This is a genomic window from Dactylosporangium sp. CS-033363 (genome assembly GCF_050942475.1).
Lineage (GTDB): Bacteria > Actinomycetota > Actinomycetes > Mycobacteriales > Micromonosporaceae > Dactylosporangium.
Map to the genome: position 1 here is coordinate 3,753,612 of NZ_CP192032.1, position 25,591 is coordinate 3,779,202.

General features: G+C 73.4%; 30 protein-coding genes. 24 read left to right on the forward strand and 6 right to left on the reverse strand.

The window, feature by feature from the left end; all coding sequences use genetic code 11:
• Positions 1-10 precede the first annotated feature (10 nt).
• On the forward strand, positions 11-502 hold the full coding sequence (locus ACQPZ4_RS17405) for a 2'-5' RNA ligase family protein (protein ID WP_433061849.1): 492 nt from the start codon (positions 11-13) through the stop codon (positions 500-502).
• On the forward strand, positions 499-1,368 hold the full coding sequence (locus ACQPZ4_RS17410) for a fructosamine kinase family protein (RefSeq protein ID WP_433061851.1): 870 nt from the start codon (positions 499-501) through the stop codon (positions 1,366-1,368). The genes ACQPZ4_RS17405 and ACQPZ4_RS17410 overlap by 4 nt, the downstream gene beginning before the upstream one ends.
• On the opposite strand, the gene ACQPZ4_RS17415 is transcribed toward ACQPZ4_RS17410, so the two are convergent.
• Together ACQPZ4_RS17415 and ACQPZ4_RS17420 are read right to left on the reverse strand one after the other, a co-directional pair.
• Complete coding sequence (locus ACQPZ4_RS17415; RefSeq protein WP_433061854.1) at positions 1,362-1,496, reverse strand: hypothetical protein; 135 nt, start codon at positions 1,494-1,496, stop codon at positions 1,362-1,364. The two genes, ACQPZ4_RS17410 and ACQPZ4_RS17415, sit on opposite strands and share 7 nt — an antisense overlap.
• 11 nt (positions 1,497-1,507) lie before the next feature.
• Positions 1,508-2,272 carry an alpha/beta fold hydrolase gene (locus tag ACQPZ4_RS17420; RefSeq protein ID WP_433061856.1) on the reverse strand — a complete coding sequence of 255 codons (765 nt, stop codon included), beginning with the start codon at positions 2,270-2,272 and terminating at the stop codon, positions 1,508-1,510.
• A gap of 74 nt (positions 2,273-2,346) precedes the next feature.
• Between ACQPZ4_RS17420 and ACQPZ4_RS17425 the strand changes: the two genes are divergently transcribed.
• From ACQPZ4_RS17425 to ACQPZ4_RS17450, 6 genes are read left to right on the forward strand one after another with little or no spacing between them, the layout of a single operon-like run.
• Positions 2,347-3,843 carry a long-chain-fatty-acid--CoA ligase gene (locus ACQPZ4_RS17425; protein ID WP_433061859.1) on the forward strand — a complete coding sequence of 499 codons (1,497 nt, stop codon included), beginning with the start codon at positions 2,347-2,349 and terminating at the stop codon, positions 3,841-3,843.
• A gap of 10 nt (positions 3,844-3,853) precedes the next feature.
• Complete coding sequence (gene def, locus ACQPZ4_RS17430) at positions 3,854-4,366, forward strand: peptide deformylase (protein WP_433061862.1); 513 nt, start codon at positions 3,854-3,856, stop codon at positions 4,364-4,366.
• Between the two features lie 9 nt (positions 4,367-4,375).
• On the forward strand, positions 4,376-4,771 hold the full coding sequence (locus tag ACQPZ4_RS17435; RefSeq protein WP_433061865.1) for an MmcQ/YjbR family DNA-binding protein: 396 nt from the start codon (positions 4,376-4,378) through the stop codon (positions 4,769-4,771).
• Positions 4,772-4,825: 54 nt separating this feature from the next.
• Positions 4,826-5,152 carry a hypothetical protein gene (locus ACQPZ4_RS17440; protein WP_433061868.1) on the forward strand — a complete coding sequence of 109 codons (327 nt, stop codon included), beginning with the start codon at positions 4,826-4,828 and terminating at the stop codon, positions 5,150-5,152.
• 14 nt (positions 5,153-5,166) lie between these two features.
• A complete protein-coding gene (locus ACQPZ4_RS17445; protein WP_433061871.1) occupies positions 5,167-5,523 on the forward strand; it encodes a VOC family protein in 357 nt (118 codons plus the stop codon).
• Positions 5,524-5,577: 54 nt separating this feature from the next.
• Positions 5,578-6,411: a hypothetical protein gene (locus ACQPZ4_RS17450; RefSeq protein ID WP_433061874.1), complete on the forward strand. Its 834-nt coding sequence runs from the start codon at positions 5,578-5,580 to the stop codon at positions 6,409-6,411.
• Here the strand turns inward: ACQPZ4_RS17450 and ACQPZ4_RS17455 are convergent.
• Genes ACQPZ4_RS17455 through ACQPZ4_RS17465 form a run of 3 tightly spaced genes read right to left on the reverse strand, consistent with a single transcriptional unit; the run spans position 6,398 to position 8,728 of the window.
• Positions 6,398-6,802: a hypothetical protein gene (locus tag ACQPZ4_RS17455; protein ID WP_433061877.1), complete on the reverse strand. Its 405-nt coding sequence runs from the start codon at positions 6,800-6,802 to the stop codon at positions 6,398-6,400. The two genes, ACQPZ4_RS17450 and ACQPZ4_RS17455, sit on opposite strands and share 14 nt — an antisense overlap.
• A 31-nt stretch (positions 6,803-6,833) precedes the next feature.
• Positions 6,834-7,781 (reverse strand): helix-turn-helix transcriptional regulator, encoded by a 948-nt coding sequence (locus ACQPZ4_RS17460; RefSeq protein WP_433061879.1) that lies wholly within the window; start codon positions 7,779-7,781, stop codon positions 6,834-6,836.
• Between the two features lie 2 nt (positions 7,782-7,783).
• Positions 7,784-8,728, reverse strand: coding sequence for an AraC family transcriptional regulator (locus tag ACQPZ4_RS17465; RefSeq protein ID WP_433061881.1), 945 nt, complete (start codon positions 8,726-8,728; stop codon positions 7,784-7,786).
• Positions 8,729-8,974: 246 nt separating this feature from the next.
• Here ACQPZ4_RS17465 and ACQPZ4_RS17470 point away from each other — a divergent pair, with 246 nt between their 5' ends.
• Both ACQPZ4_RS17470 and ACQPZ4_RS17475 read left to right on the forward strand, forming a co-directional pair.
• A complete protein-coding gene (locus ACQPZ4_RS17470; RefSeq protein ID WP_433061884.1) occupies positions 8,975-9,343 on the forward strand; it encodes an STAS domain-containing protein in 369 nt (122 codons plus the stop codon).
• 153 nt (positions 9,344-9,496) lie between these two features.
• A complete protein-coding gene (locus ACQPZ4_RS17475; protein ID WP_433061887.1) occupies positions 9,497-10,702 on the forward strand; it encodes an MFS transporter in 1,206 nt (401 codons plus the stop codon).
• Between the two features lie 1,312 nt (positions 10,703-12,014).
• Here the strand turns inward: ACQPZ4_RS17475 and ACQPZ4_RS17480 are convergent.
• Entirely contained in the window at positions 12,015-12,731 is a 717-nt protein-coding gene (locus tag ACQPZ4_RS17480; protein WP_433061889.1) for a VOC family protein, read from the reverse strand.
• Positions 12,732-12,826: 95 nt separating this feature from the next.
• On the opposite strand from ACQPZ4_RS17480, the gene ACQPZ4_RS17485 reads away from it, so the two are divergent.
• From ACQPZ4_RS17485 to ACQPZ4_RS17550, 14 genes are all read left to right on the forward strand, one after another.
• Positions 12,827-13,942, forward strand: coding sequence for a magnesium transporter CorA family protein (locus tag ACQPZ4_RS17485; protein ID WP_433061892.1), 1,116 nt, complete (start codon positions 12,827-12,829; stop codon positions 13,940-13,942).
• Positions 13,943-13,987: 45 nt separating this feature from the next.
• Positions 13,988-14,935, forward strand: coding sequence for a cation diffusion facilitator family transporter (locus ACQPZ4_RS17490; protein ID WP_433061895.1), 948 nt, complete (start codon positions 13,988-13,990; stop codon positions 14,933-14,935).
• A 122-nt stretch (positions 14,936-15,057) separates the two neighbouring features.
• A complete protein-coding gene (locus ACQPZ4_RS17495) occupies positions 15,058-15,348 on the forward strand; it encodes a DUF6403 family protein (protein WP_433061897.1) in 291 nt (96 codons plus the stop codon).
• Complete coding sequence (locus ACQPZ4_RS17500; protein ID WP_433061899.1) at positions 15,345-16,679, forward strand: hypothetical protein; 1,335 nt, start codon at positions 15,345-15,347, stop codon at positions 16,677-16,679. Before ACQPZ4_RS17495 ends, ACQPZ4_RS17500 begins: the two co-directional genes overlap by 4 nt.
• Before the next feature lie 23 nt (positions 16,680-16,702).
• On the forward strand, positions 16,703-17,539 hold the full coding sequence (locus ACQPZ4_RS17505; RefSeq protein WP_433061902.1) for a hypothetical protein: 837 nt from the start codon (positions 16,703-16,705) through the stop codon (positions 17,537-17,539).
• 174 nt (positions 17,540-17,713) lie between these two features.
• Positions 17,714-19,012: an MSMEG_0569 family flavin-dependent oxidoreductase gene (locus tag ACQPZ4_RS17510; protein ID WP_433061904.1), complete on the forward strand. Its 1,299-nt coding sequence runs from the start codon at positions 17,714-17,716 to the stop codon at positions 19,010-19,012.
• 5 nt (positions 19,013-19,017) lie between these two features.
• Positions 19,018-19,818 carry an amidohydrolase family protein gene (locus ACQPZ4_RS17515; protein ID WP_433066562.1) on the forward strand — a complete coding sequence of 267 codons (801 nt, stop codon included), beginning with the start codon at positions 19,018-19,020 and terminating at the stop codon, positions 19,816-19,818.
• 13 nt (positions 19,819-19,831) lie between these two features.
• On the forward strand, positions 19,832-20,344 hold the full coding sequence (locus tag ACQPZ4_RS17520; RefSeq protein WP_433061906.1) for an MSMEG_0572/Sll0783 family nitrogen starvation response protein: 513 nt from the start codon (positions 19,832-19,834) through the stop codon (positions 20,342-20,344).
• Position 20,345: 1 nt separating this feature from the next.
• Complete coding sequence (locus ACQPZ4_RS17525) at positions 20,346-21,398, forward strand: MSMEG_0568 family radical SAM protein (RefSeq protein ID WP_433061909.1); 1,053 nt, start codon at positions 20,346-20,348, stop codon at positions 21,396-21,398.
• Complete coding sequence (locus ACQPZ4_RS17530; RefSeq protein ID WP_433061912.1) at positions 21,395-21,526, forward strand: hypothetical protein; 132 nt, start codon at positions 21,395-21,397, stop codon at positions 21,524-21,526. Before ACQPZ4_RS17525 ends, ACQPZ4_RS17530 begins: the two co-directional genes overlap by 4 nt.
• Positions 21,523-22,887: an MSMEG_0567/sll0787 family protein gene (locus ACQPZ4_RS17535; RefSeq protein WP_433061915.1), complete on the forward strand. Its 1,365-nt coding sequence runs from the start codon at positions 21,523-21,525 to the stop codon at positions 22,885-22,887. The genes ACQPZ4_RS17530 and ACQPZ4_RS17535 overlap by 4 nt, the downstream gene beginning before the upstream one ends.
• Positions 22,884-23,717: a carbon-nitrogen hydrolase family protein gene (locus ACQPZ4_RS17540; protein WP_433061918.1), complete on the forward strand. Its 834-nt coding sequence runs from the start codon at positions 22,884-22,886 to the stop codon at positions 23,715-23,717. Before ACQPZ4_RS17535 ends, ACQPZ4_RS17540 begins: the two co-directional genes overlap by 4 nt.
• Entirely contained in the window at positions 23,714-24,535 is an 822-nt protein-coding gene (locus ACQPZ4_RS17545) for a carbon-nitrogen hydrolase family protein (protein WP_433061921.1), read from the forward strand. The genes ACQPZ4_RS17540 and ACQPZ4_RS17545 overlap by 4 nt, the downstream gene beginning before the upstream one ends.
• The gene (locus ACQPZ4_RS17550; RefSeq protein WP_433061923.1) at positions 24,532-25,563 is read left to right on the forward strand and encodes an MSMEG_0565 family glycosyltransferase; all 1,032 of its coding nucleotides are present in this window, start codon (positions 24,532-24,534) and stop codon (positions 25,561-25,563) included. Before ACQPZ4_RS17545 ends, ACQPZ4_RS17550 begins: the two co-directional genes overlap by 4 nt.
• The last annotated feature ends 28 nt before the right edge of the window (positions 25,564-25,591 follow it).

Genomic DNA, 25,591 nt, shown 5'->3' on the forward strand with positions numbered 1-25,591 from the left:
GTGTCGCGCCATGACGACCGATCGCGTGCTGGCGATCTTTCCAGACCTGGACACCGCCGGGATCGAGCGGTTCCGCGCCCGGTGGGACCCGCTGGCCGCCGCGGTGCCGGCCCACATCACCATCGCGTTCCCGTTCACCTGGCCCGGGACGGCGCTGTCGCTGGCCGGCGCGCTGCGGCCGGTGCTCGCCGCGTGCCCGCCGTTCCCGGTCGAGCTGACCGAACCGTCGGTGTGGGAGGACGAGTACCTGTTCCTGCTCCTCGGCGCGGGTCACGACCAGGTGCGGCGGCTGCACGATTCGGTCTATGGGCTTGCACTTCCGGGCCTGCAGCGGCCGGCGCGGTTCGTGCCGCACATGACGATCGGCCGGGCGGCGGGCATCGTTGCGGCGGGCGAGCTGTCCCTGCCGGTTTCGGGCCTGGCGCGTTCGCTCACCGTGTACCGCCGCGACGGCGACGGAACGCGCACGCGCGAACTTGACCTGCCTATGCTGGCGGGGTGATCTCGCCCCTGCTGGACCGCCTCCACCGGGCCGGGTTGGACGACGTCGTCGCCGTGGAGCCGGTGTCGGGCGGGCTGGCGGCCGAGGCGGGACTCGCGACGCGCCGCGACGGATCGACGGTGTTCGTCAAGGCGCTCGACGACCTCCCGGACGTGTTTTCGTGTGAGGCCGAGGGCCTGACCGCCCTGCACGACCTGGGCGGCGCGACGACCCCTTCGGTGCTCCTTGTCGACGAGGACGTGCTGGTGCTGTCGCCGCTTTCCCCGCGCCCGGCGAGCGAGGCGTTCTGGGAGCGCTTCGCCCACATGCTGGCGCGGTTGCACACGTCGACGGCGCATCCGCGGTTCGGCTGGCACCGGGACAACTGGCTGGGGCGGCGGCGGCAGCACAACGCCTGGAGCGAGGACGGGTTCGCGTTCTTCGCGGAGCACCGGCTGCTGCGCTGGCTTTCCGAGCCGCGGGTGGAGGCCGCCCTCGATGCCGCGGACCGGGCGGCGCTGGAGCGGTTGTGCGACCGGCTGCCGTCGCTGCTGCCGGTGCGCCCCGCGTGCCTGACGCATGGGGATCTGTGGGCCCAGAACGTCATGGCCACGGCCTCCGGCGAGCCGGCGCTGATCGATCCGGCCGTGTCGTACATGTGGGCGGAGGTCGACCTGGCCCACGTCTGGAGCACGGCCCCACCCCCGGAGGCGGCGCGGTGCTTCGGGGTCTACGCGGACCTGACCGGACTCGACGCCGGGTGGCAGGAGCGCATGCCGGTCATGCAGCTGCGGCAGCATCTGGCCGTGCTGGCGCAGTACGACGATGTGTGGGGCACCGCCGACCTGGTCCGCGCCACCCTCGCGCCGTTCCGGCCGCGTCAGTAGTGCGCGAAGATCTGGGTGACCGGGTGGCCCAGGAGTTCGGCGACGCGGCGTAGGTCGTCCTCGTCGAGCTCGACCCCCATCGCCCGGGCCAGGTCGTCCGCGGACGGGCCGAAGGCGTGGAAGGGCACGGAACGGCAGGCTACGCGAGGAAGTCCAGCAGCGCCGGGACGTACTCGGGGGAGCGCAACGCCGTCAGGTGGTCGCCGCTCACCACCCGCCACCGCGCGCCCGGGATGGCCGCGGCCAGGTCCTGCGGGCGGACGGCGAGGGGGTCGTCGGCGCCCACCAGGACCAGGGTCGGGGCGGCGATGGCGTGCAGGGCGATCGGCGTACGGTGGGCCGCGTTCACCTGCGCCGCCAGGGCCAGGCGGTCGGCGCCCACCGCGTCGGCCAGCAGCCGGAAGCCCGCCGCCGGCGAGGACTCCACCGCGGTGCGGGACTCGGTGAGCAGGACCGCGGCCACCTCCGACGGGGGCATGGCCCGGGTGTCGAGGCCGCCCAGTTCGGCGACGCCGGCGCCCACGCCCGACAGGACCAGGCGGCGGACGCGGCGGTCGTGGGCGGCGAAGATGGCCGCGACCACGCCGCCCATCGAGTACCCCACCAGGTCCAGTTCGCGCACGCGGAGGTGGTCGAGGAGCTGGGAGAGGTCGCGGGCCATGCCCTCCTCGCCGTACGCCGCGGTGTCGTGCGGTTTGCCCGAGGCGCCGTGGCCGCGGGCGTCGGGGGCGATCACCTCGCGGCCGGCCTCGACCAGGGCCGCGACCACGCCCGGGGACTGGAAGTTGGTCAGGGCGTCGACGATGAAGCCGTGGTGCAGCACGACCGGCGGGAGGCCGGCGGTGGGGGCGCCCCAGCGGTGGACGGCGATGCTGATCCCGTCGGAGGTGCGGAAGCGCTCCATGCCGGTGGAGGTTAGTGCAGACGCGGTGCAAATTGAAGCTGGCGGGGAAAAACTTCCAGCGTTAGTTTAGAGCCATGAGCGCGACCTTGTCCCTCGCCGCCGTGCTGGCCGAGTCGGCCCGCCGGTACCCGCAGAAGATCGCCGTTGTCGACGGGGAGCAGCGGGTCACGTATGACGATCTCTGGCGGGAGGCGCGGTCGTGCGCGGCCGCCCTTCGTGAGCTCGGGGTGGCGCCCGGCGATCGGGTCGCGCTGCAGATTCCCAATGTGGTCGACTTTCCGCGGGTGTACTTCGGGGTGCTCGCACTGGGCGCCGTCGTGGTACCCGTACACCTGCTGCTGACCGCTGATGAGGCGGCCTACACGCTCAAGGACAGCGGGGCCCGGCTGCTCGTGTGCCATCCGAGCCAGGCGGCGATGGGGGCGGCGGCGGCCGAGATCGCCGGCATCCCGGTGGTCGCGCCCGGCGAGCTTCTGCGCGCGGAGCCGGTGCGCTCGTACGCCTCGTGCGCGCCGGAGGACCCCGCGGTCGTGCTGTACACCAGCGGTACAACGGGGGAACCCAAAGGCGCCGTGCTGACCCACCTCAACCTGGTCATGAACACGATGGTCAACGTGTTCGACGCGAACGACGCGCGCTCGTCGGACGTGGTGCTGGGCTGCCTGCCGCTGTTCCACACGTTCGGGCAGACGGTCGGCATGAACGGGGCGTTCCGGCTGGGCGCTACGCTCGTCATGCTGGCCCGGTTCACCGGCGAGGCCGCGCTGGACCTCATGGTGCGCGAGAACGTGACCGTGTTCCACGGGGTGCCGACGATGTACGTCGCGCTGCTCGCCGCCGCGGCCGGGCGCGGCGATCTGCCGCAGCTGCGGCTGTGCATCTCGGGCGGGGCCGCGCTGCCGCTGCCGGTGCTGGAGAAGTTCAACGCCGCGTTCTCCACGAGCATCTTCGAGGGGTACGGCCTGTCGGAGACCTCGCCCACCGCCACCACCAACCAGCCGCACTTCGGGACCCGCGCCGGTACCGTCGGGCATGCGGTCTGGGGCGTCGAGGTGGAGGTCGCGCGGCCCGAGATCGAGGAGCGCATCGAGCTGCTGCCCCCGGGTGAGCTGGGCGAGATCGTGATCCGCGGGCACAACGTGTTCGCCGGCTACCTCAACCGGCCGGCCGACACCGAGCAGGCCGTGGTGGACGGCTGGTTCCGCTCCGGCGACCTGGGCACGAAGACCGAGGACGGCTTCGTGACGATCGTCGACCGCAAGAAGGACCTCGTCATCCGGGGTGGCTTCAACGTGTACCCGCGGGAGGTCGAGGAGGCCCTCGCCCGTCACCCCGGCGTCATGCAGGTCGCGGTGATCGGGGTGCCGGACGACGTGCACGGCGAGGAGATCTGTGCGGTGGTGGTGCGGGATCAGGAGGTACCACTGACGGAGCAGGAACTCCTGGACTGGTCCCGGGACCGTCTGGGCCGCCACAAGTATCCGCGGCAGATCCGCTTCGTCGACGCGCTGCCCCTCGGCCCGAGCCACAAGGTGCTCAAGCGCGAGCTGCGGCGGCGCTTCGCCGTGTAACTTGTGCCGAATGGGTAAGGGCAGGGCGCGCGCGATCGTGCTGTACGGGGAGCCGGTGCTGCACGCGCCGTGCGCCGAGGTGACCACGTTCGACCGCGAGCTGGCGAAGCTGGTCGACGACATGATGGCCTCGATGCGGGCGGCCGACGGGGTGGGCCTGGCCGCGAACCAGATCGGCGTGCCGCTGCGCGTGTTCGTGTACGACTGCCCCGACGCCGAGGGCGAGCAGCACACCGGGCACATCGTGAACCCGGTGCTCAAGGTCCCCGGCCGCCGCCCGGCCACGACCAAGGACACCGAGGGCTGCCTGTCCGTCCCCGGCCCGCACACCGAGTTCCGCCGCGCCGCCACGGCCACGGTCACCGGCCTCGACGTCGAGGGCAACCCGCTCACCGTGCGGGGGACGGGCTACTTCGCCCGCTGCCTGCAGCACGAGCTCGACCACCTCGACGGCGTCGTGTACGTCGACCTGCTCTCGACCCGCCGCCGCCGGAAGATCCTCGACGAGGCCGGCCTGGAGTAGCGTCGGGCCATGCTCACCCTGGACGACGTGGCGGCGATCGCGCTCGCCCTGCCCGAGGCCGTCGAGTCCACCGCCAAGCGCGGCGGCACCCGGGTCTGGACGGTCGGCGGCAAGTCCTTCGCGTGGGAGCGCCCGTTCAGCAAGGCCGACCTCAAGCGCTTCGGCGCCACCCCGCCGCCCGAGGGCCCGATCGTCGCCATCACCTGCGCCGACCTCGGCGAGAAGGAGGCGGTGCTGGCCGAGGACCGCCCGGGCTTCTTCACGATCCCCCATTTCGACGGGTACGCCGCTGTGCTCGTCGCCCTGCCCGAAGTACACCTGGAGCAGCTTCGGGAGTCCCTTGTGGACGGCTGGCTGGCCCGCGCCCCGCAGCCCCTCGCCGACGCCTACCTCGCCGGCCGCTGACCGCGAGCGCGCGATGCGGCCCGGGAGCGGGGCGTCGCGGACTAGGCTGCGGGCATGGACCTGACCATCATCAGCACGTACCGCGTGCGCGCCGATGCGTACGGTGACTTTCAGGAGCTGCTGAGCCGGCACTGGCCCGTGCTGCGGCAGTTGGAGCTCGTGACGAACCGGCCGCCGCAGTACTTCGCCGGGTCGCCCGACATCGACGGCGGCGTGCCGGTCGTGGAGATCTTCGAGTGGGCGAACGAGCAGGCCGCCGCGCACGCGCACGAGCACCCCGCGGTCGGGGAGATCTGGCAGGGGATGGCGACCATGTGGGCGGGCGGCGACGCTCCGGTGCGCAGCCACCTGGCGGTGCACCCGCTCGAGGTCGCGGGCTAGGTAGTCTGCTCGGAATGCGACTGCGACACATCACCGTCGATTGCCGGGAGCCGTACGAGCTGGCGGCGTTCTGGAGCGGCCTGACCGGCTGGCCGGTGTCCGCGATCGACGCGCCCGGCGACGACGAGGTGCTGGTCGAGGCGCCGGAGCCGGTTCCGGGGCTGCTGTTCGTGCGGGTGCCGGAGCCGCGCACGGCCAAGAACCGCGTCCACCTCGACTGGGTGCCGCAGGACCGGACCCGGGACGAGGCGGTCGCGCGGGCCGTCGAGCTGGGCGCCGCCGTCCACGAGGACCACCGTGGCCCGGAGGATCGCGGCTGGGTGACGCTGCGTGACCCCGAGGGCAACGAGTTCTGCATCGAACACCACTGACCATCCGTCCGGACGGCGGATGCATTCCGTTTGCCGGGGTGCAAATATCTTGGCGTGCGTGCTGCTCATCGACTTCCGGTCCTGGTCGCGGTCCTGTTCCTGAGCGCCTGCGGGGGTGGTGATCCGGCAGCTCAACCGCAGGAGAGCGTCCCGCCGACCACGGTGCCGGCGGGGCCGCCCCCCACGACAACGGCCGTCCAGGCCACCGCGGGGGCCGGTCTCACGACCCAGGTGCTGAAGACCGTGACGGTCACCGAACCCAACCCGTACGGCAACTTCGAGTGGTCCGACAACTCGCCCGACTACCAGCCGGGCAACGCCGGCAACGCCGTGAGGTTCAAGTACTGGGACTGCCAGAAGGCCCCGGCGGACGTGTTCAACAACGTCGTGTTCCGCATCGAGGTCGGCACCGGCGGCAGCAACGGGTACCTCGACGGGCACGACGAGATGGACCGCAACCCGGTCGAGGCCACCACCCCGACCGGCGAGGGCCTGATCCACATCTGGGGCGCCGGGCCGGAGGGCACGAACCACTACCCGGTCGAGGTGCTCAGCGAGGGCCACTGCAAGTTCCAGCTCGACTTCGTCACCCAGGGTGAGGGCGGCGGGGCGGACGCGCAGACCCCGGTGTGGCGCCAGGCCGGGCACGGCAACGACAACCTCGACACGCCGGCGCTCAAGACGCCGTGGAAGCTGGCCTGGGGGTACCAGTGCCCGTCCGCCGGCAGCTTCGCGATCGCCGACGACAAGCTCGGCGGGCGGCACATCGTGGAGCGGCGCGGTACCGGGGAGAGCGGCGTGTTCGAACAGGGCGGCAGCGCCGGCGCGCGCACCCTCACCGTCGTCACCGGCGACGACTGCACGTGGACCCTGGCTATCTATGCGTGAGGCCCGCCAGCACGCCCAGCAGGCACAGTCCGGCGAGGCAGACCCCCCAGGCGAGGAACGACGCCAGCGATCCCGCCGCGATCGGATGCACCTTTTTCAGGAGCAGCAGTTGTACCGGCAGTGCCACCACCACACTCGCCAGCGCGAACGGCACCATGAACCTGAGCACCTGATCCGCGCCGGGGACGATACCGCCGCATTCCATCGGGTCGTCGCAGGGCTGGATCAGCTGGTCCTCGACGTTGATGAAGAAGCTGCTCCCGAACAGGACGGCGCCCAGCGCGATCGGCAGCGCGACCGCGGCGAGCTGCCAGACCGCGATCGTCACCAGGCCCTGGACCCTCCGCCGGCGGTCGCGTGCCGGGTCGTCGCGCAGTGCCGTTCCGCTCATCGCCAGAGTCCCCGTCCTTGGCGGTTTCGGCTCACTGCCGTCGCAGGGTCTCCGACGGAGCTTGCCCGAACACCGCATGATAGTGCGCGGTGAAGCGGCTGTGGCTGGCGAAGCCCCAGCGGGAGGCGACCGCCCCGACCGTCGTCGCCGCCGGGTCCGCGTCGAGCAGGTCGCGGTGGGCGTGCTCGAGCCGGACCCGCCGCAGGTACGCGCCCGGCGTCGTGTCGAGGTGGCGACGGAACGCGAGCTGGAGCGTACGGATGGTGACGTGCGCGGCGGCCGCCACATCGCCCGGGCTGATGTCACGGTGCGCGTTCGCGTCGATGAAGGCCACCGCCCGGCGCAGCGTCACCGGGTGGGCGTCGTGGCGGTCCTCGATCGTCGGCTCGTGGCTGACGTTGCTCGGGAACGTGGCCAGGGCCGTGGCCAGCAGCAGCCGCGCGGCGTTGCCCGCCAGCAGCGGCTCGCGGGCGGCCTGGGTGCCGGCGACGTGGTCGCGGACGTAGTCGTACGTGGTGCCCCAGAGCCGGGCCGCCTGTGCCGAGACGGGGTGGAAGCCGGTGAAGCGGAACGGCAGGGCGGAGTGCGCCGGGCCGGTGTCGGCCACCTGCGCCAGCAGCGGCGGATCGATGACCGCGAACTCCAGGTCGACGTCGATGTTGATCGACTGGTACGGCACGTCCGGCTGGGCCAGCAGGAAGATGTCCCCGGGTTCGTTGTCGGACTCGCCGGTGCGGCTGCGGTACGAGAAGGAGCCGGAAATGACGCGGCCCATGGTCACCACGCCGATCGGATCGGCGTCGACGTGGAAGCGCATCGTGAACGTGTTGTGGTGCAGCTCCAGCGGGCCCACGGTGTGCCGCGCGACCCGGCACCGGTGCCGCTGCTCGCCGGACACGGTGAAGCGCATCGCGCCGTAGGTCGACACGAGCATCTGGTGCGCGGCCTCGACATCGGTGGTCTCGAACAGCGTCGTCATGCTCACACCCGCAGCGTCCGGCTCGGCGGCTGACCGTAGAGCGCACGGTACTCCGCCGCGAACCGCCCCGGGTTGGCGAACCCCCACCGCCGCGCGGTCTCACGCACCGTGACCCCGTCGCCCGGCCCGGCCGCCCGCAGCTCGCGGTGCACTCGTTCCAGACGGACCCGGCGGAGGTACTCCATGGGCGTGCACCCCAGATGCCGCCGGAACGCCACCTGCAGCCCGCGCGACCCGACCCCGGCCGCGGTCGCGATCTCGGCCACGGTCAGCGGCCGCTCGGGGCTGCCCTCCATGAACTCGACCGCCCGGCGCACCACGGCCGGCGCGACCCGCCCGTCGTTCGGCGTCCGCGCGACGGTCATCGTGGTGTTCGGGAAGACGCTCAGCAGGGTCGCCGCTCCCAGCCGCCGCAGGTGCTCGGCCAGCAGCGGCGGTAACTCCACCCCGGGCGTGGTGAGCTGGCGGCACAGGTACCCGGCGGCGCCGGCCCAGTACCGCCGCATCGCCTCCGACACCGGCATGGCCCCTTCGAAGCGCAGGTCGGCGGCGGGCAGACCGGTCTCGGCCTCGGCCAGCTCCGCCACGTACGGCAGCGGCAGGCTCACCGCGCCGAGCGCCGAGCGGCCGTACTCGCCGACGAATGGGTGACCCACCGGGAACAGCATGCCGTCGTCGGGGCCCAAAGCGAAGTCCCGCCCCCGGACACGCACGGCGATCTCACCGCCCTCGACGACCCCGGCCAGCAGATAGCCCACCGGCTCGGAGGCCGCCGAGTAGCTCACCCCGCCCAGCCGCAGCCGGATCGCGCCGAGCTCGCCGTGCTCCCGCGACCGCATCGACAGGTCCACGTCGCCGGGGTCGTCGAACGTGATGCGGGCACGGTGGGTCACGACGTGGTTCAGCGCCTCCGCGATGACCTCACGATCACGCGTACGGATCTCCAACAGACCGGGCTGACCTGCGGTCGGCTCCACGGACCACCTCCAGATCACCGGGACGTTACCCGCTCAGTGACATTATTGTCCGGAAAACGCACCTTCGTTTCCAAGCTAAGCGACCCGGCGATCCTTCGCTCCTGCGGGTAGTGAGCACCGCGCGTCCTTGGCCACGCTGTAGCCACCGCCGAGCCGCCGAGTTGCCGGCGCACCGCGGGCGGGCCCTTTCGTGCGCACAACGAGGTGGGGGCGACAATGGCCACGGGCGACGACAAAGCCGGTTGGATCACCACGAGAAACCGCCCGCAGTCCCGCACCATCCTGGTCGTCGCCGGCGGCCGCCTGGAGCGGCTGAACCGCCCGCAACTGGCCGCGGCACTTCGCACAGCCATCGAGGGCGATTACGACGCGGTCGAGGTCGACATCGACCGCGCCACCCTGATCGACCCGGCCATCCTGCGCGCCCTGCTGGACGCCCGCGACCTGGCCGCCGAGTACGGCCGCGGCTTCCGGGTCCTCCACCCGAAGGGCCTCCCGGCGCGCGTGCTGGACGCCACGGGCACCCGCCAGGCCCTGTGCGACCCGTCCCCGTCCTCCCGGGGCCGCGGCCTCCTGGACCGGTGAGGCCCGGATGCTTTTGATCTTGGCGCGGGGACGGATTATTGATTACCGAATTACCGGCAATCAATAATCGATAATTCGGCGCCCGTCACGCACCGTGTTCCCGACCGGCTGGGGACTTCTGCTCCGGCGATCACGTCCGGTTGAATGACCCAAGTGACCGCCGCCCCACTGCCCCGCTGGCTCATCTTCCTCTTCGCCGCGACCGCCGGCGCCGCCGTGGGCAACCTCTACTGGGCCCAGCCCCTGCTGGACCTGATCGCCGACGACCTGCACGCCTCCAGCGCGGCCGCGGGCTGGCTGATCACGGCAACCCAGCTCGGGTACGCCGCGGGCATCCTCCTCATCGTCCCGCTCGGCGACGTCCTGGACCGCCGGCGCCTGATCCCGGTCATGCTGCTGTGCTCGGCCGCCGCCCTGCTCCTGTGCGCCGCGGCCCCGTCGATCGGCATCCTGCTGGCCGCGATCACCGCCCTCGGCGTCACGACGGTGGCCGGCCAGATCCTGACGCCCCTGGCCGGCGACCTGGCCCCGGAACACGAACGAGGCCGCGTGGTCGGCACGGTGGCCTCGGGAATCCTGACCGGCATCCTGGCCTCCCGCACGGTGAGCGGCCTGGTGGCGGGCCTGGCCGGCTGGCGCGCCATCTACCTGGCGGCCGCCGTGGTCATGGTCGCCCTGGCCGCGGTCCTGTTCCGCGCCATCCCGCCCCTGCCCGCCAAGGACCACCTGCGCTACCCGGCCCTGATCGCCTCGATCGCCACCGTGGCCCTGCGCGAGCGGGCGGTCCGCTGGACCCTCGTCATCGCGGCCACGGGCTTCGCAAGCTTCACCCTGTTCTGGACGGCCCTGACGTTCCTGCTGAGCGGCCCGCCCTTCAACTACCCGGTCTCGGTCATCGGCCTGTTCGGCCTGGCCGGCCTCGCGGGCGCGGTCGCCGCCCAGCGAGCGGGCCGCCTCCACGACCGCGGCTGGTCCCTCCCCGCGACAGGCCTGTCCTGGTGCGCGATCCTCCTGTCCTTCGCGATCGCCGCCTTCGCCGCCCGCTCGGTGCTCCTGATCCTGGTCGCCATCGTGGTGCTGGACGTCGCCATGCAGACCCAGGCCATCCTGAACCAGGCCCGCATCTTCGCCGTCTCCCACCAGGCCCGCAGCCGCCTGAACACCGCGTACGTAACCGGCAACTTCATCGGCGGCGCACTGGGCTCGGCGGCGGCCGCCCTCCTCTGGTCAGCCGGCGGCTGGCGTGCCATCACCACCGCCGGCCTGATCCTGAGCGCCTTCGCCCTGCTGACCTGGACCCTGGGCCGGCGCGGCCCTCTGCTCGTCGCCGCCGCCGACGAGCCATCGACCGCCGCCTGACCTGCGCACCGAACCCGCGCCCCGCCCGAGCCGGCCGACGCCCGTCCGAGGTCCGCACCGCCGTCCCGCCCGACCGGAAGGACCCGCTCTCACCGAAGCCACCCAGGCGGCGCCCGTGGCGGGGTGTTGCTCCGCCTGTGGTCGGCGGGACTGCCGCACAGTCCAGGGCGGCTCCAGGTCCCCGCGTCGCCGAGTCGTGAGCCCCATCGTCAGGGCGGCCGTGGGCTCTCGCGCCCGCCAGCCGTGGGCTGCGGCCGGGTCGTCGGCGCGCCGTTCGTGAACTGTCGGCCGGGTTGTGAGCTCGGGCAAGCTGTGAGCCGCCGGTAGTTGGCTTCGCCCGACGCGCGAGTGGGACCGGCGGCTTGGTCCTGAGCGCGTTGCCGTTCGCTGGTTTGCCGCGGCTCCCTGTCATCGGTCGGTTGAAAGCGATCGCAGTCGCCCCTGCACCACGGCGGCGACGAGGTGAAGGCGTGACCGCCGCACGGGCCACGTGTCGCCGGTCGGCTGCATGAGGGCGGAGTCGTCCCCTGAACCGCCACGACGCTGGGGCAAATCTGTGGCGGGGCGACTCCACGGCGGGGCGAGCGAGGCGGCGGGGCGAATCTAGGCGGGGCGAACGACACGGCGGCGGGTCGAACGGCGGTGGGGTGGAACGGCGGCGAGGCGATTCCACCGCGAGGCGAAAGAATCGGCGGCGCGGCGGATCCAGGCGAGGCGAACGAGACGGCAGCGGGCGGGAACGGCGGCGGGACGGAACCAGGGCGGGGCGTGGTTCGGCGGCGCCCGGTCCGACCTGCGGGGTGGAAACACGGTGAGGCGATTCCGTGGCGGGGCGTGGTTCGGCGGCGCCCGGGCCGATCTGCGGTGCGGAACCACGGTGGGGCGGAATCGTGGCGGGGGCGATTCTGCGGCGGGGCGGAACAGCGGCGGGGCGGAACAGCGGCGGGGCGGAACGGCGGCGGGGCGGAACGGCGGCGGGGCGGAACCAGGGCGGGGCGTGGTTCAGCGGCGCCCAGGCCGATTCGCCGCAACGGCCCAGCGGCGTGGCGGCCCGGCTGTGCCCGGCCGATCTGCGGGGTGGAACCACGGTGGGGCGGAATCGTGGCGGGGGCGATTCCGCGGCGGGGCGGAACAGCGGCGAGGCGAATCGGCGGCGAGGTGAATCGATGGCAGGGCGAATCCACGACGAGGCGAACGGAACGGCGGCCGGGCGTGGCCAGCGGCGCCCAGGCCGATCCGCAACGGCTCAGCGGCGCCGAGGCCAATCCGCGGGCCGGCCCAGTGGCGCAGCAGTCAGGTGACGCTCCCAGCGTCAGGAAGGCTGCACCGTCAGGCAGAACGGCTTCCCAGCCGGATCCGTGTACACCCGGAAGAACTTCCCCGTGCTCGGCTGCCGCACCGCCCCCAACTTCAGCACCGCCGCCTCGCCCGAGTCCAGGTCGTCCACCTCGATGTCCAGGTGGAACTGCTGCGGCTGCGCCGGGTCCGGCCAGCTCGGCGGGCGGTAGTCCGGCACCTGCTGGAACAGGATCGGCTGGGCGCCGTCCTCGCCGATCATCGAGGCGCCCTCGCCGTCGTAGGTCAGGGGCTTGTCCAGGATCGCGGAGTAGAACAGGGCCAGCTCGCGGGCGTCCGGGCAGTCCAGCATCACGCCCATCAGTGACACGCCCGCCGTGTCCGGGGACAGGCACAGGTCGAACGGGTGGCCCGCCGGGTCGGCCAGCGTGTGCCAGGCCTCGTTGCGCCGCAGCACCCGCGCGCCCAGGGACACGGCCCGCTCGGTGTGGGCCTCCAGGTCCGCCACCCGCAGGTCGAGGTGGGCCTGTTGCGGGAGGGACTGACCCGGCCAGTCCGGCGGGCGGTGGTCCGGGGCCTCCTGGAACGCGACCCGCCACCCGTCGGGCGTTCCCAGCGTGATCCAGTCGTCCTCCGCGCTGATCTCGGACCAGCCGGCCAGCGCCCGGTAGAACGCCGCCAGCCCCGTGATGTCGGCCGCGTCCAGGACGATCATCTCCAGTTTGCCTATCATGTCCCTCTCCCTTCCGGCACCCCACATCATGCCCCCCGGGTACGACAAAAAAGCGGCGCCGTTAGCCGTCGCCGGGTTGGGGAAACCTGAAGGTCATGGCCCGTGACACCACCGATACGCAGCAGGACCTGGCCGCGCTCGACGAGCTCGTGGCCGAGCCGTGTGAGGCGGCCGGCGACCCGCAGACGCCGGGGCCGTCCGCGCCCAGTGTGACCAGTGCGGTTCCGCCGCTGTGCCCGACGCGCACCCGGCTGTACCGCGACGGTGAGCTGCTCGACGAGGGGTTTCCGGCCGAACAGCTGTCGGAGCGGCTGGCGAAGGACGAGCACTGCGTGGTGTGGCTCGACCTGTACGACCCGGACCAGGCCGACCTGCAGGTCGTCGTCGACGAGTTCGGGCTGCACCCGCTGGCGGTCGAGGACGCCATCACCTCGCATCAGCGCGCGAAAGTCGATCGCTACCGGTCGCACCTGTTCGCCAATATGTACGCGGTCAGCGTCGACGAGACCGGGACCACGCTCACGGCCGGCGAGATCGCGGTGTTCATCACGCCCCGGGCGCTGGTCACGGTGCGCAAGGACGAATTCGACATCGACACCCTGATCGCCCGATGGGACCTGAACGCCGATCTCGTCGATGCCGGAAACCAGATCAGCGCCCTTGTGTACGGCCTGATCGACGTCGTCGTCGATGGGCACTACCACGCCGTGGAGCAACTGGACGATGCCGTCGACGAGTTGCAGACCCACCTGTTCCAGGCGCAGACCGACGTCGACGTGCGCCGCCGGGCCTACGAGCTGGGGGCGAGCCTGGCCGCCCTGCGCCGGGTCGTGGCGCCCATGCAGGAGGTGGTCAGCCGGCTCTCCCGGGCCGACAGCCACCTGCGCGACGAGGTCCTCACGCCGTACTACCAGGACGTCTACGACCACGCCCTGCGCACCGTGGAGTCCGTGGACGCCGCGCGCGACCGCGTGGACCGGATCGCCGACACGCAGCTCAACGAGCAGGCGGCCGAGCTCAACGAGATCACCAAGCGGCTGGCCGCCTGGGCCGCGATCATCGCCGTGCCCACCGCGGTCACCGGGTTCTACGGGCAGAACATCCCGTACCCGGGCTTCGGCAAGCTCGACGGCTTCATCGCCAGCTGCGTGATCATGCTCGGCCTGGGCGCACTCCTGTACTGGTACCTGCGCAAGAACCGCTGGCTGTAAGCGGCCCCACGTTTTCGTGGATCCGGCGGCGGGTAGGCGGTCAACGTGCGTACCGTCGTCATCGCTCTGCTGGTCAATCTCGCGGTAGCGGTGATCAAGGCGGTGGCGGGCGTGCTCACCGCCTCGGCCGGGCTGCTGGCGGAGGCGGCCCACTCGGTGGGGGACTGCACGACCGAGCTGTTCCTGATGACCGCGCTACGCCGCTCGCGCCTGCCCGCCGACCCGCGGCACCCATTCGGGCACGGCAAGGAGCGGTACTTCTGGTCCCTGCTCGCCGCCCTGACGATCTTCGCGCTCGGCGCGGGCTTCTCGGTGTACCAGGGCGTCGACACGATCCTGCACGGCGAGGCGGACGCCGGCGCGCCGTATGTGGGGTACATCGTCATCGTCCTGTCGGCGGCGAGCGAGGCGGTGTCGCTGACCCAGGCCGTCCGCCGCGCCCGGCAGGCGTCGCGGGCCGCGTCGACCACGGTGGCCGCCTACGTGCGCGACCCCGACGACCCGACGGTCAAGTCGGTGGTCCTGGAGGACTCGGCCGCGCTGGTCGGCCTCGGCCTGGCCGGCGCCGGTCTGCTCGCCCGCCAGCTCACCGGCGACGACCTGTGGGACGGCGTGGCCGCGCTCGCGATCGCCGCGCTGCTCGTGGTGGTGGCCCTGGAGCTGGTGCGCACCAACCTGACGCTGCTGATCGGCCGGCAGGCGAGCCCGCGGCTGGTCGGGGAGATCGCCGAGTCGCTGGCCGAGCAGCCCGAGGTGGCCTCCGTCGTCGACGTGCGGACGATGATGATGGGTACGGGCCGCGTCCTCGTCTGCGCCCGCGTCGACTTCGCCGACGAGGTCACCTCCAGCGAGGCCGAGCACGCCTGCGTCCGCTTCCACCACGTGCTGGGCGAGCGGTTCGCGGACGTCGAGGAGGTCTTCATCGAGCCGGTCCCGCGCACCGACGAGGCCCTGCGCTCGGCGGCCGCCGCGATCCGCCCGGAAGCGCGGTAGCCGGTCCCGCGCACCGACGAGGCTGCGCTCCGCGGCCGCCGCGATCCGCCCGGAAGTGCTGTAACCGGGCATTGCGCGGCGCCGAGAGGCGGAACTTGCGGTGATCATGGATCATCGAGGTCGTGTTCTGGGTGATCGGAGCGGCCGTGCTCGCCGGTGCCGGGTTCGCCGCCGCCTACGTCCCGCGGGTCCGCGCCGCCGCCCGCGCCCGCGCGCTGGCCTGGGCCGACGCCCGCACCGCGATCGACGTCGCCGTGGTCAGCCGGGACGCGGCGGACCGGGATGTCCAGGAGGCCGACGAGCTGTTCGCGCGGGCCGAGTCCATCGCGGCCGGGCGGGGCGGGATCGAGGCGGCGCACGAGGCGGCCCGGTGCGCCCGCGAGGCCGACCGGCTGTGGCAGGAGCACGCATGATCGAACGGATCCGCCGGTACGCCCAGCCGGCCCGCTGGCTCCTGCTCGCGATCGCCGCGCTGAGCGTCACCGGGTTCCTGGTCGCGCAGCGGCAGAGCGCGAACACCACGTACGGGCAGTCGCCGCCCACCGCCAAGCTCCCCGAGGGCTCGGCCGGCGAGCTCTCCGACGCCACGCTGCCCTCGGTCGAGGACATGCGGGCGCGGGTCAAGGCCGACCCGATCGTACGGCTGCCCGGGGCGATCGCGCAGTGGGACGAGGCCGCGGTCCGCGCCGCGGCGGGCGGGCGCGAGGTGCGGATCATCGTCGCGCCGCCCGGGCTCAGCGAGGACCAGCAGAAGCAGGTGCGCGAGGTCGACGACGCCGACATCCGGGTCATGGGCACCGAGGTGACCGGCGGGCTGTACCAGGCCAGCTCCAGCCTGCTCGGCGAGTGGCGCGCGCAGTTCGCCCGCAACGACGTCACCGCGCAGCTCGTGGCGCTCGTGCACGGCATCGACGACACCGAGGGCCCGGCGCCGTCCACCGACGGGCTGTGGCGGGAGCCGACCGCGGCCGAGCTCGACCCGATCGTGGCGGGGCTGCGCGAGAACGGGAAGTACGGCAGCGTGAACCCGTCGCCGGAATCGCTGCGGGCGGCGTTCGGCACCGACGACGCGCTCGTCGTGGCGCTGCCGGCGCAGGCCCGCGACGCGGCCGCCCCCGACTACGGCCCGGCCCTGGCCCGCGCGTTCCCGGACCGGCCGCTGGTGCTGATGCTCGGCGACTGGATCGAGTACCACGGGCCGCACGAGGCCGAGTTCGCCGACATCGCCGCGGCCGGGTTCTACGCGCGCTTCGACGAGCGGATCAGCACGTACGCGTACCCGCAGGACAACGTCCTCTTCGCGTACCTGGGCTGGGTCGCCGACGTGCGGTACTCGGGCGTGTTCGATCGGCCGCTGCCCTACCTTCCCTTCGATCCTCTCAGGGTGGCGCTTCCGGCGCTGCCGTGGCTGTTCGGCCTGTGCGTGGCCGGCTTCCTGGTGCTGTCGGCGACGAGCCTGGCCCCGGTGCGGACCCGGCGCGGCACGGCCCCGGCCGCCCGCCTGGCCGGGTTGAGCGCCCTGGCGGTGGAGGTGTCCGGGCTGACCGGCAAGGGCTCCGACCCGGACCTGACCCGGGCGATCAAGCGGCTCGGCGGGGTCCGCGAGCTGCTGGCCGGCAACGCGCCCGACCTCGCGCTGGACCTCGAGCTCGACAAGGCGGAGCAGGACCTGGACCGCGTCGGGCGGGCGGTCGGCGTGCCCGGCTACCGTCCCGCCGAATACCTGCGAGGGCCGCTGCAGTGAAGAAGCCCAAGAAGGCCGCCGCAATGAAGAAACCGAGCGTCTTCACCGTCGCGGTCGTGGCCTGCCTGATCTTCGCCGGCTGGGCGGCCTGGAGCGGCGGCATCCTCGACGGCAAGGTGGCCCGGCAGGTGCGGGCGCACTCGGTGTACGCGGATCCCGGCACCGGCCTCGACGTCGCCGCGGCCGAGCGGGTCATCGGCAACCGGCGCCTGGTCGTGCTGCTCATGCGCCCCGGCGCCGACCTGCGCGACGCCTGCCACGACGTGAACCACGCCGCCGACGGCACCCTCGTCGTCGCGATCAGCCGCAAGGAGGACGGCTACGACCGGTACGGCTGCTCGCGCCTCCCCGGCGCCGGCGACGAGCACTTCGGCGCCGCCGCGGTCGCCGAGACCACGATCGGCGACGGCATCGCCCCGTTCGCCGACCGGCCCCTGGACGCGGTCAAGGTGATCGCCGTCAACTACGACAAGCTCGTCAAGGCCGACATGGTCCCGGCCGACGCGCGCAGCATCAGCCCGTCGCTGCCGCGGTACCTCGTGGCGGCCGCGGCCGTGCTGGCCGTGCTGATCGGCTCGGCGGTGCTGTACTACGGGGCCAGGCGGGCCGGCCGGGTCACCGCCGCCCGCCGCGAGCAGCGCGACAAGGTCGCCGACAGCCGCACGATCCTCTCCGCCACCCTGGCCGGGGTGGCCCAGAAGATCATCGACTCGGACGGGCGCAGCCAGAAGGACCGCTCGGTCGCCGCCGACTACGCCCGGCTCGTCGAGGACGTCGCCGCCGCCGACCGCCGCGGCGACAAGGACTGGAGCCGCCTGGCCCGCCGCGCCGAACGCCTCGACACGCGACTGACGCGCTAACGCGGCCACACCCCAAAAGCACGCCCGAAACGGGCCCGAAATCGCGCGGCCCGGTGAGCACCATCTCACGGCGAGTTGTTCCGGATGAAACCTCGCCGAAACGCGCGATTCCTTGACTGACCGCCATCACCAACCGCCCCACCTGGGCGGATGGCCCGGTGGAGGGATGGCGGCATGGGCGAGCACGTGGCGGTCGCGATCATCGGCGGGGGACAGGCGGGCCTCGCGATGAGCTGGCACCTGCGCCGGCTCGGCGTCGACCACGTCGTGTTCGAGCGGGAGCGGGTCGGCCACGAGTGGCGGGAGCGCCGCTGGTCCTCGTTCTGCCTGGTCACGCCGAACTGGCAGTGCCGCCTGCCCGGGTTCGCGTACGCCGGGGACGACCCGGACGGCTTCATGGCCGGGCCCGAGGTGGTGACGTTCCTGGAGAAGTACGCGGCCAGCTTCGACCCGCCGCTGCGCGAGGGCGTCGCCGTGGAGCGGCTGCGGCGCACCCCGGCGGGCCTGTTCGAGCTGCGCACAAGCGCCGGCCGGGGCACCGCGGACCAGGTCGTGGTGGCGACCGGGCCGTACCACCGCCCGGCCGTGCCGCGGGTCGCCGAGCGGCTGCCGGCGCACATCGCGCAGCTGCACTCCTCGCAGTACCGCAACCCGGAGCAGCTGCCCGAAGGCGCGGTCCTCGTCGTCGGGACCGGCCAGTCCGGCTGCCAGATCGCCGAGGACCTGCACCTCGCCGGGCGGACCGTGCACCTGGCCGTCGGCGGCGCACCGCGGGCGGCCCGGCGCTACCGCGGGCGCGACACCCTGGCCTGGCTCGACGCGATGGGGCACTACGACCGGGGCGTCGACGAGTTCGGCGACGCCGACGAGGTGCGGGTCCGCGCGAACCACTACATGACCGGCCGCGGCGGCGGGCGCGACATCGACCTGCGGCGCTTCGCGCTGGAAGGCATGCGACTGTACGGCCGGCTGCGCACCATCGAGCGCGAACGCGCGACGTTCGCGGACGACCTCGCGGCCAACCTCGACCACGCGGACGCGGTCGCGGAGGGCATCAAGGACGCCATCGACGGGTACATCGCGCGGACCGGGCTCGACGCGCCGGACGAGCCGCGGTACACGCCGGTCTGGCGTCCACAAGGGACGGAGGCCGAGCTGCGCCTCGACGGGATCGCCGCCGTCGTGTGGAGCACCGGCTTCCACCGCGACCACCGCTGGATCGAGGTCCCGGTCTTCGACGGGCGCGGCTACCCGACCCACGAGCGCGGCGTCACCAGCTGCCCCGGCCTGTACTTCCTGGGCCTGCCCTGGCAGCACACGTGGGGCTCGGGCCGCTTCGCCGGCGTGGCCCGCGACGCGCAGTTCCTCGCCGACCGGATCACGGCCACCCGCCGCCGCCAGATCACCGAGGGCGTCAGCTGGCTCGCCGGCACCCCCACCGAGACGTACCCGGACCTGGAATGGGCCGCGTGAACGGCATGCGCGACGCGCACCGGCACCTGGGCGTCCTGCCGGCCTACCCGTTCTACGGCGGCCCGCCGGTCAGCCCCGACACCACCGCCCGCGCCACCATCGACGAGCTCCTCGCCGACCTCGACCGGGAGGGCACCGAGCGCGCCCTGGTGCTGCCCAACTACGGTGTCCCCGACCCCGACGTCGCCTTCGGGTTCAACGAGCTCGTGGTCGAGGCGGCCCAGCGGGACGAGCGGATCCGATGTGGACTGTGGGTGTCCGCAAAGGACAGTGACGCCGCTCGTACCGCACGTGCCCTCGCCCTCGCCGCCGAGCCCGGGGTCCGCGCGCTCAAGCTCAGCTTCCTGCTCGGCGGCGGCACGGACGACGCCGGGCTGGAGCCGGTCTTCGCCGCCGCCCGCGCCCACGACCTCGTCGTCCACGTGCACACCTCGCCCGGCGCGGCGTCCGACATCGACCGGGTGGGCGAGCTCGTCGAGCGGTACGGCGACGACGTGAGGATCCACCTGGTGCACTTCGGCGGCGGCATGAGCGGCCACATCAAGCTCGTGGGCGGCCGCTTCTTCGACTGGATCGCGGCCGGCAAACGGGTCTACACCGACCTGTCCTGGGCCATCGGGTTCACCCCGCGCTGGCTCGCCGCCGAGATCGACCGGCGCGGCCTCGGCCACGACCGGGTGCTGTTCGCCAGCGACGAGCCGTGGGGCGACCACGCGGGCGAGCACGCCCGGCTCCGCGCGGCCGTCGCCGGCACCGAACTGTCCGACCTGGTCTTCCACACCAACTTCGACAAGCTCTACGGCTGAAGGAGAACACGGCATGTCCGACCTGACCGAGCTCGAAGAGAAGAGCCTCAACGAGATCCCGCACCCGGCGCTCGCCGAGGGCTCCAGCATCTACGGCGGCACCAAGGTGTTCCCCGACTACCAGGCCGAGGAGGGGCAGAGCTACTTCACGCTCGTGCACGGCATCGCGCACGAGTCCTCGGTCAGCTTCGTCGCCGTGCTGCAGGCCACCCGCGCGCTGCGCAAGGGCTTCGAGTCGGCCATCTACTTCTACGGCCCGGGCTCGCTCAACTGCCTGGCCACCCGCGGCTTCCCGACGACCGGCAACTCCGCGTTCCCGGGCGAGCACAACATCAACAACTCGCTGAAGACCTTCATCACCGAGGGCGGCAAGGTGTACTGCTGCCGCTTCGGCCTGTCCCTGCACGGCGCCCGCGAGGAGGACCTCATCGAGGGGGTCATCCCGACGCACCCGCTCGACGTGCAGGACGCGCTCATCCATTACGCGCGCAAGGGCGCGATCATCAACTCGACGTACATGTTCTGACATGTCCCTCGACGTGCGTTCCGACCTGGCCGTGCGCGGCGTGCGGGCGACAGTGCCCGTGCGCCGCCCGGCCGGGGCCGGCCCCAGCGACGACGGCCACGTGGTCATCGACGGGCGCAACGCGGCGCTGCCGATCGACCCGTCGAGCCCCTACGAGGTCCGCGGCAACCGGGTCTGGCTCGGCGAGGCCGACACCGGCCTGTCCCTCGACGTGGTGCACCGGCCGCGGTTCTACGACCTGGTCACGGCGGACGGCGTGCGGTACGAGCAGATCGCCCGGCTGCACGGCCGCGACGTCCTGGCCACGACCGTGGTGCAGACCTGCATCCGCTACGCCGAGGCCCAGCGGTGCCGGTTCTGCACGATCGAGGAGTCGCTGCGCGCGGGCGCGACGACCGCGGTGAAGACCCCGGCCCAGCTGGCCGAGGTGGCCGAGGCCGCGGTCCGGCTCGACGGCATCCGGCAGATGGTGATGACCACCGGCACCACGGCCGGCCCGGACCGCGGCGCGCGCAACCTGGTCAAGGCCGTGCGCGCGGTGCTCGAAGCCGTGCCCGGGCTGCCGATCCAGGTGCAGATCGAGCCGCCGCGCGACCTGGCCGCGATCGACGAGCTGCGCGCGGCCGGCGCCGTGTCGATCGGCATCCACGCCGAGTCGCTGGACGACGAGGTGCGGCTGCGCTGGATGCCGGGCAAGGGCGCGGTGCCGATGGCCGAGTACGAGGCCGCCTGGGACCGCGCGGTCGCGGTGTTCGGCCGCAACCAGGTGTCGACCTACCTGCTCATCGGCCTGGGCGAGGAGCCGGACGAGCTCGTGGCCGGTTGCGCGCGGTTGATCGAGCGCGGCGTGTACCCGTTCGTGGTGCCCTTCCGGCCGATGCTCGGCACGCTCGCCCGCCGCGACGGGGTGCCCGGCCCGGCCCCGTCGCTCGTGCGCGAGGTGACCGCGCGGGTGGCCGAACTGCTGCGCGCGGCGGGCATGCTCGGCGCGGACCAGAAGGCCGGCTGCGCGGCGTGCGGGGCGTGCGGCGTGTTGCAGGCGGCCGGCGCATGACGGCGCGGGTGGCCGGGCTGCCGCGGGTGGCGGGCGTGCTCGGCGCGGACCAGAAGGCGGGCTGTGCGGCGTGCGGGGCGTGTGCGGCGTGCGGGGCGTGCGGCGTGTTGCAGGCGGCCGGCGCATGACCGATCTCGTGCCGGCGCTGCTCGGGGCGCCACCGGCGATGCTCATTCGCGAGGCGGACGACGTTCGCGACTATGCGCGGTTGCGCAGCCGGGTGTTCGTCGACGAGCAGCGCCTGTTCGTTCGCTCGGACCGGGACGATCGCGACGACGATCCGCGCACGATCGTGCTCGAAGCGCGCAGCCCGGACGGTGCGCTGCTCGGCGGGGTCCGGCTGGGGCCGGCCGCGGACGGGCCGGACATCGGCTGGTGGGCCGGGGGCCGCCTGGCCGTCGACGCGGGCGTGCGCGGCGCGCAGCGGATCGGACCGGCGCTCATTCGCGCGGCCTGTGCGCACGCCGAACGCCACGGTGCGCTGCGGTTCGACGCGACCGTGCAGACCCGGTGGCAGCGGATGTTCGAACGGCTCGGCTGGCACGCCGTCCGGCCGGTCACCGTGGCGGGGCGTCCGCACACGCTCATGCGGTGGCCGATCGGGCGGATCGCCGCCCTCGCGGCCGCGACCAAGGCGCCGCTCGGCGGGCTGCTGCACGGGCTGCGGCCCGGCGGGGCCGGGTTCGTCGGCGACGACGGCGCGCCGGTGCCCGGGTCGGACCTGATCGCCGCCTGCGACGCGATCCTGCCGTCCATGGTGGAGCGCGACCCGGACTGGGCCGGCTGGTGCGCGGTCCTGGTGAACGTCAACGACCTCAGCGCGATGGGGGCGACCCCGGTCGGGCTGCTCAACACGGTCGCCGGCAAGGACGCGGCGGCCGTCGCCAAGGTCCTCGCCGGGCTGCGCCGGGCCGCCGACGCCTACGGGGTGCCGATCCTGGGCGGGCACACCCAGCTCGGCGTGCCGGCCGCGCTGGCCGCCACCGCGATCGGGCGGGCGGCGCACCCGGTGCCCGGCGGCGGGGGACGGCCCGGGCAGGCCGTGCGGCTGACGGTGGACCTCGGCGGGGACTGGCGGCCCGGGTACCACGGCCGGCAGTGGGACTCCACCAGCCGGCGCACCGGCGAGGAGCTGCGGGCCATGCTCGGCTACGTGGCGGCGGCCCGCCCGGCCGCGGCCAAGGACGTGTCGATGGCCGGGATCGCCGGGACGCTCGGCATGCTGGCCGAGGCGAGCGGCTGCGGGGCGGTCCTCGACGTGGGGGCCGTGCCCAGACCGGCCGGCGCGAGCATGGGCGACTGGCTGACCTGCTTCCCGGGCTTCGCCATGCTGACGACGGGGTCCACAAGGGACACCCCAGCCGGGCCGGCGGTGACGGTGGAGTGCGGGGTGCTGGTGCCCGGCAGCGGGGTACGGCTGCGCTGGCCCGACGGGGAGCTGACCGAGGCCGTCCACAGTGGAGTCACGGGAATGGGGAGAGCGGCATGATTCGCATGGCGGCCGTGGCGGCGGCGTTCGACCGGGACCTGGAGGCCGATTTCGCGCGCGTCGAGGAACTGGCGGGGGCGGCGCGGGCACAGGGAGTACACCTGCTGGCTTTGCCCGAGGCTTGTCTGGGCGGCTATCTCGCGCACCTCGACGGCGGCGCCGACCAGCCGCCCGCGCTGCGCCTGGACGGGCCGGAGATCGCGCGGCTGACGGCCATCGCCGGGGACCTGGTGGTGTGCGCCGGGTACTGCGAGGACGGCGGCGACGGGACCCGGTTCAACAGCGTCGTCTGCGTCGGCGGCGGGCGCGTGCTCGGCAACCATCGCAAGGTGCACCAGCCGCTGCGCGAGAACGCCAGCTACGACTCCGGCGACTCGTTCGCCGCGTTCGACACCCCGGTCGGCCGGCTCGGGCTGCTGATCTGCTACGACAAGGCGTTCCCGGAGTCGGCCCGGGACCTGGCCCTGGACGGCGCGGAGATCATCGTGTGCGTCTCGGCGTGGCCGGGCAGCCGCACCAACGCGCCCGAGGACCTGGCCGAGGACCGCTGGACGCGGCGCTTCGACCTGTTCGACCGGGCCCGGGCGCTGGAGAACCAGGTGGTGTGGCTGTCGGCGAACCAGGCCGGCCGGTTCGGGTCGCTGCGGTTCGTGTGCAGCGCCAAGGTGGTCGACCCGGGCGGGGACGTGCTGGCCACGACCGGGGTGGCGGCCGGGATGGCGGTCGCCGACGTCGACGTCGCCGGAGCCCTGGCCGCCGCCCGGCGCTCGATGGCCCACCTGCGGGACCGGCGGCCGGACGCGTACCGTGCCCCCGTGATGAGCCAGTGACCCGCATCGCCGCCGCCGCGGCCCACTTCGGCCGCGACCTCGACCACGACCTCGGGCGGATCGGCAAGCTCATCGCCGACGCCCGGGCCGAGGGCGCGCACCTGCTCGTGCTCCCGGACGCGGCGATCGGCGGCTACCTGGCCGACCTGCGCCGGCCCGACCCGGAGGCGCTGCCGCCCGCGCTCAAGCCCGACGACCCGATCTTCGAGCAGGTCGCCGCCATGGCCCGGGAGATGGTGGTGTGCGTCGGGTTCTGCGAGGCCGACGGCGACGAGCGGTACAACGCCGCCGTGTGCCTCACCGGCGACGGCGTGCTCGGCCGGCACCGCAAGGTGCACCTGCCGGCCGCCGAGCACATCGCGTACCGCGCCGGGGACGCCTTCGCCGCCTTCGATACCCCGGTCGGGCGGCTCGGCATGCTCATCGACTACGACAAGACCTTCCCCGAGTCGGCGCGCACCCTCGCCCTCGACGGGGCCCAGATCGTCGCCTGCCTCTCCGCCTGGCCGGCCAGCATCACCAACGCCGCCCCGAAGCTCTCCCAGGACCGCCAGTCCCGGCTGTTCGACCTCTACGACTGCGCCCGGGCCGCGGAGAACCAGATCGTCGTGGTCTCCTCCAACCAGACCGGCGCCGTGGGCGGCATGCGCTTCCTGGGCCAGGCCAAGGTCGTCGGCCCGGCCGGCAACATCCTCGCCCGCACCTGGGCCAAGGCCGGGCTGGCCGTCGCCGAGCTCGACGTGGCCGGCGAGATCGCGAACGCCCGCCGGGTCCTGCGCCACCTCGACGAGCTGCGGCCGGAGGTCTACAAGCGGTGAGGATCGCGCTGCTGACCTACTCCACGCGCCCCCGCGGCGGCGTCGTGCACACCCTCGCCCTGGCCGAGGCGCTCGCCGCCGCCGGGGCCGAGGTGACGGTGTGGACCCTGGCCCGCGGCGGGGGATTCTTCCGTCCAGTCGCCGCGGGTGTACGGCAGGAGCTCGTGCCGTTCCCCGACGTCCCCGGCGAGCCGGTCGGCGCGCGCATCCTGCGGTCGATCGCGCTGCTGCGGGACGCGTTCCGGCCCGGCGACTACGACATCGTGCACGCCCAGGACTGCATCAGCGCCAACGCCGTCGACCGCTGCGTGCGCACGGTCCACCACCTCGACCAGTTCACCACCCCCGAGCTGGCCGCCTGTCACGAGCGGGCGATCGTCCGGCCCTTCGCACACGTCACCGTCTCGGCCGCGGTCGCCGCCGAGCTGCGGGCCGGCTGGGGCCTCGCCGCCACCGTCATCCCCAACGGCGTCGACGCGGCCCGCTTCGCCGCCGCCACCCCGTCCCGCTCGGACCGCTACGTGCTCTCGGTCGGCGGCATCGAGCCGCGCAAGGGCTCCATCGACCTGCTGGCCGCGTACGCCGCCGCCCGCCGGGCGCTGCCGGAGCTCAAGCTGGTGATCGCGGGCGGCGAGACGCTGTTCGACTACCGCGACTACCGCGCCGCGTGGGAGGAGCGCGCCGCCGCGCTCGGGGTGGTGCCGGAGGTTCTCGGCCCGATCCCGCACGACGAGCTGCCGCCGCTGGTCGCCGGGGCGGCCGCGTTCGCGTTCCCGTCGACCAAGGAGGGGTTCGGGCTGGCCGCGCTGGAGGCCCTGGCCGCCGGCGTGCCCGTGGTGGTGCGCGACCTGCCCGTCCTGCGCGAGGTGTTCGGCGCCGCCGTGCGCTACGGCCACGACCCGGCGACGCTGGGCGCGGCGCTGGTCGAGGCGGTCCGCGGCGGCCCGGTGCACTCCGCGCTGCCGTTCGGCTACACCTGGGAGGCGGCGGCCCGGCGGCACCTGGCGCTGTACGAGACGCTAAACTGACCGTACGGCGGTGGGGCCCGCCGACCCT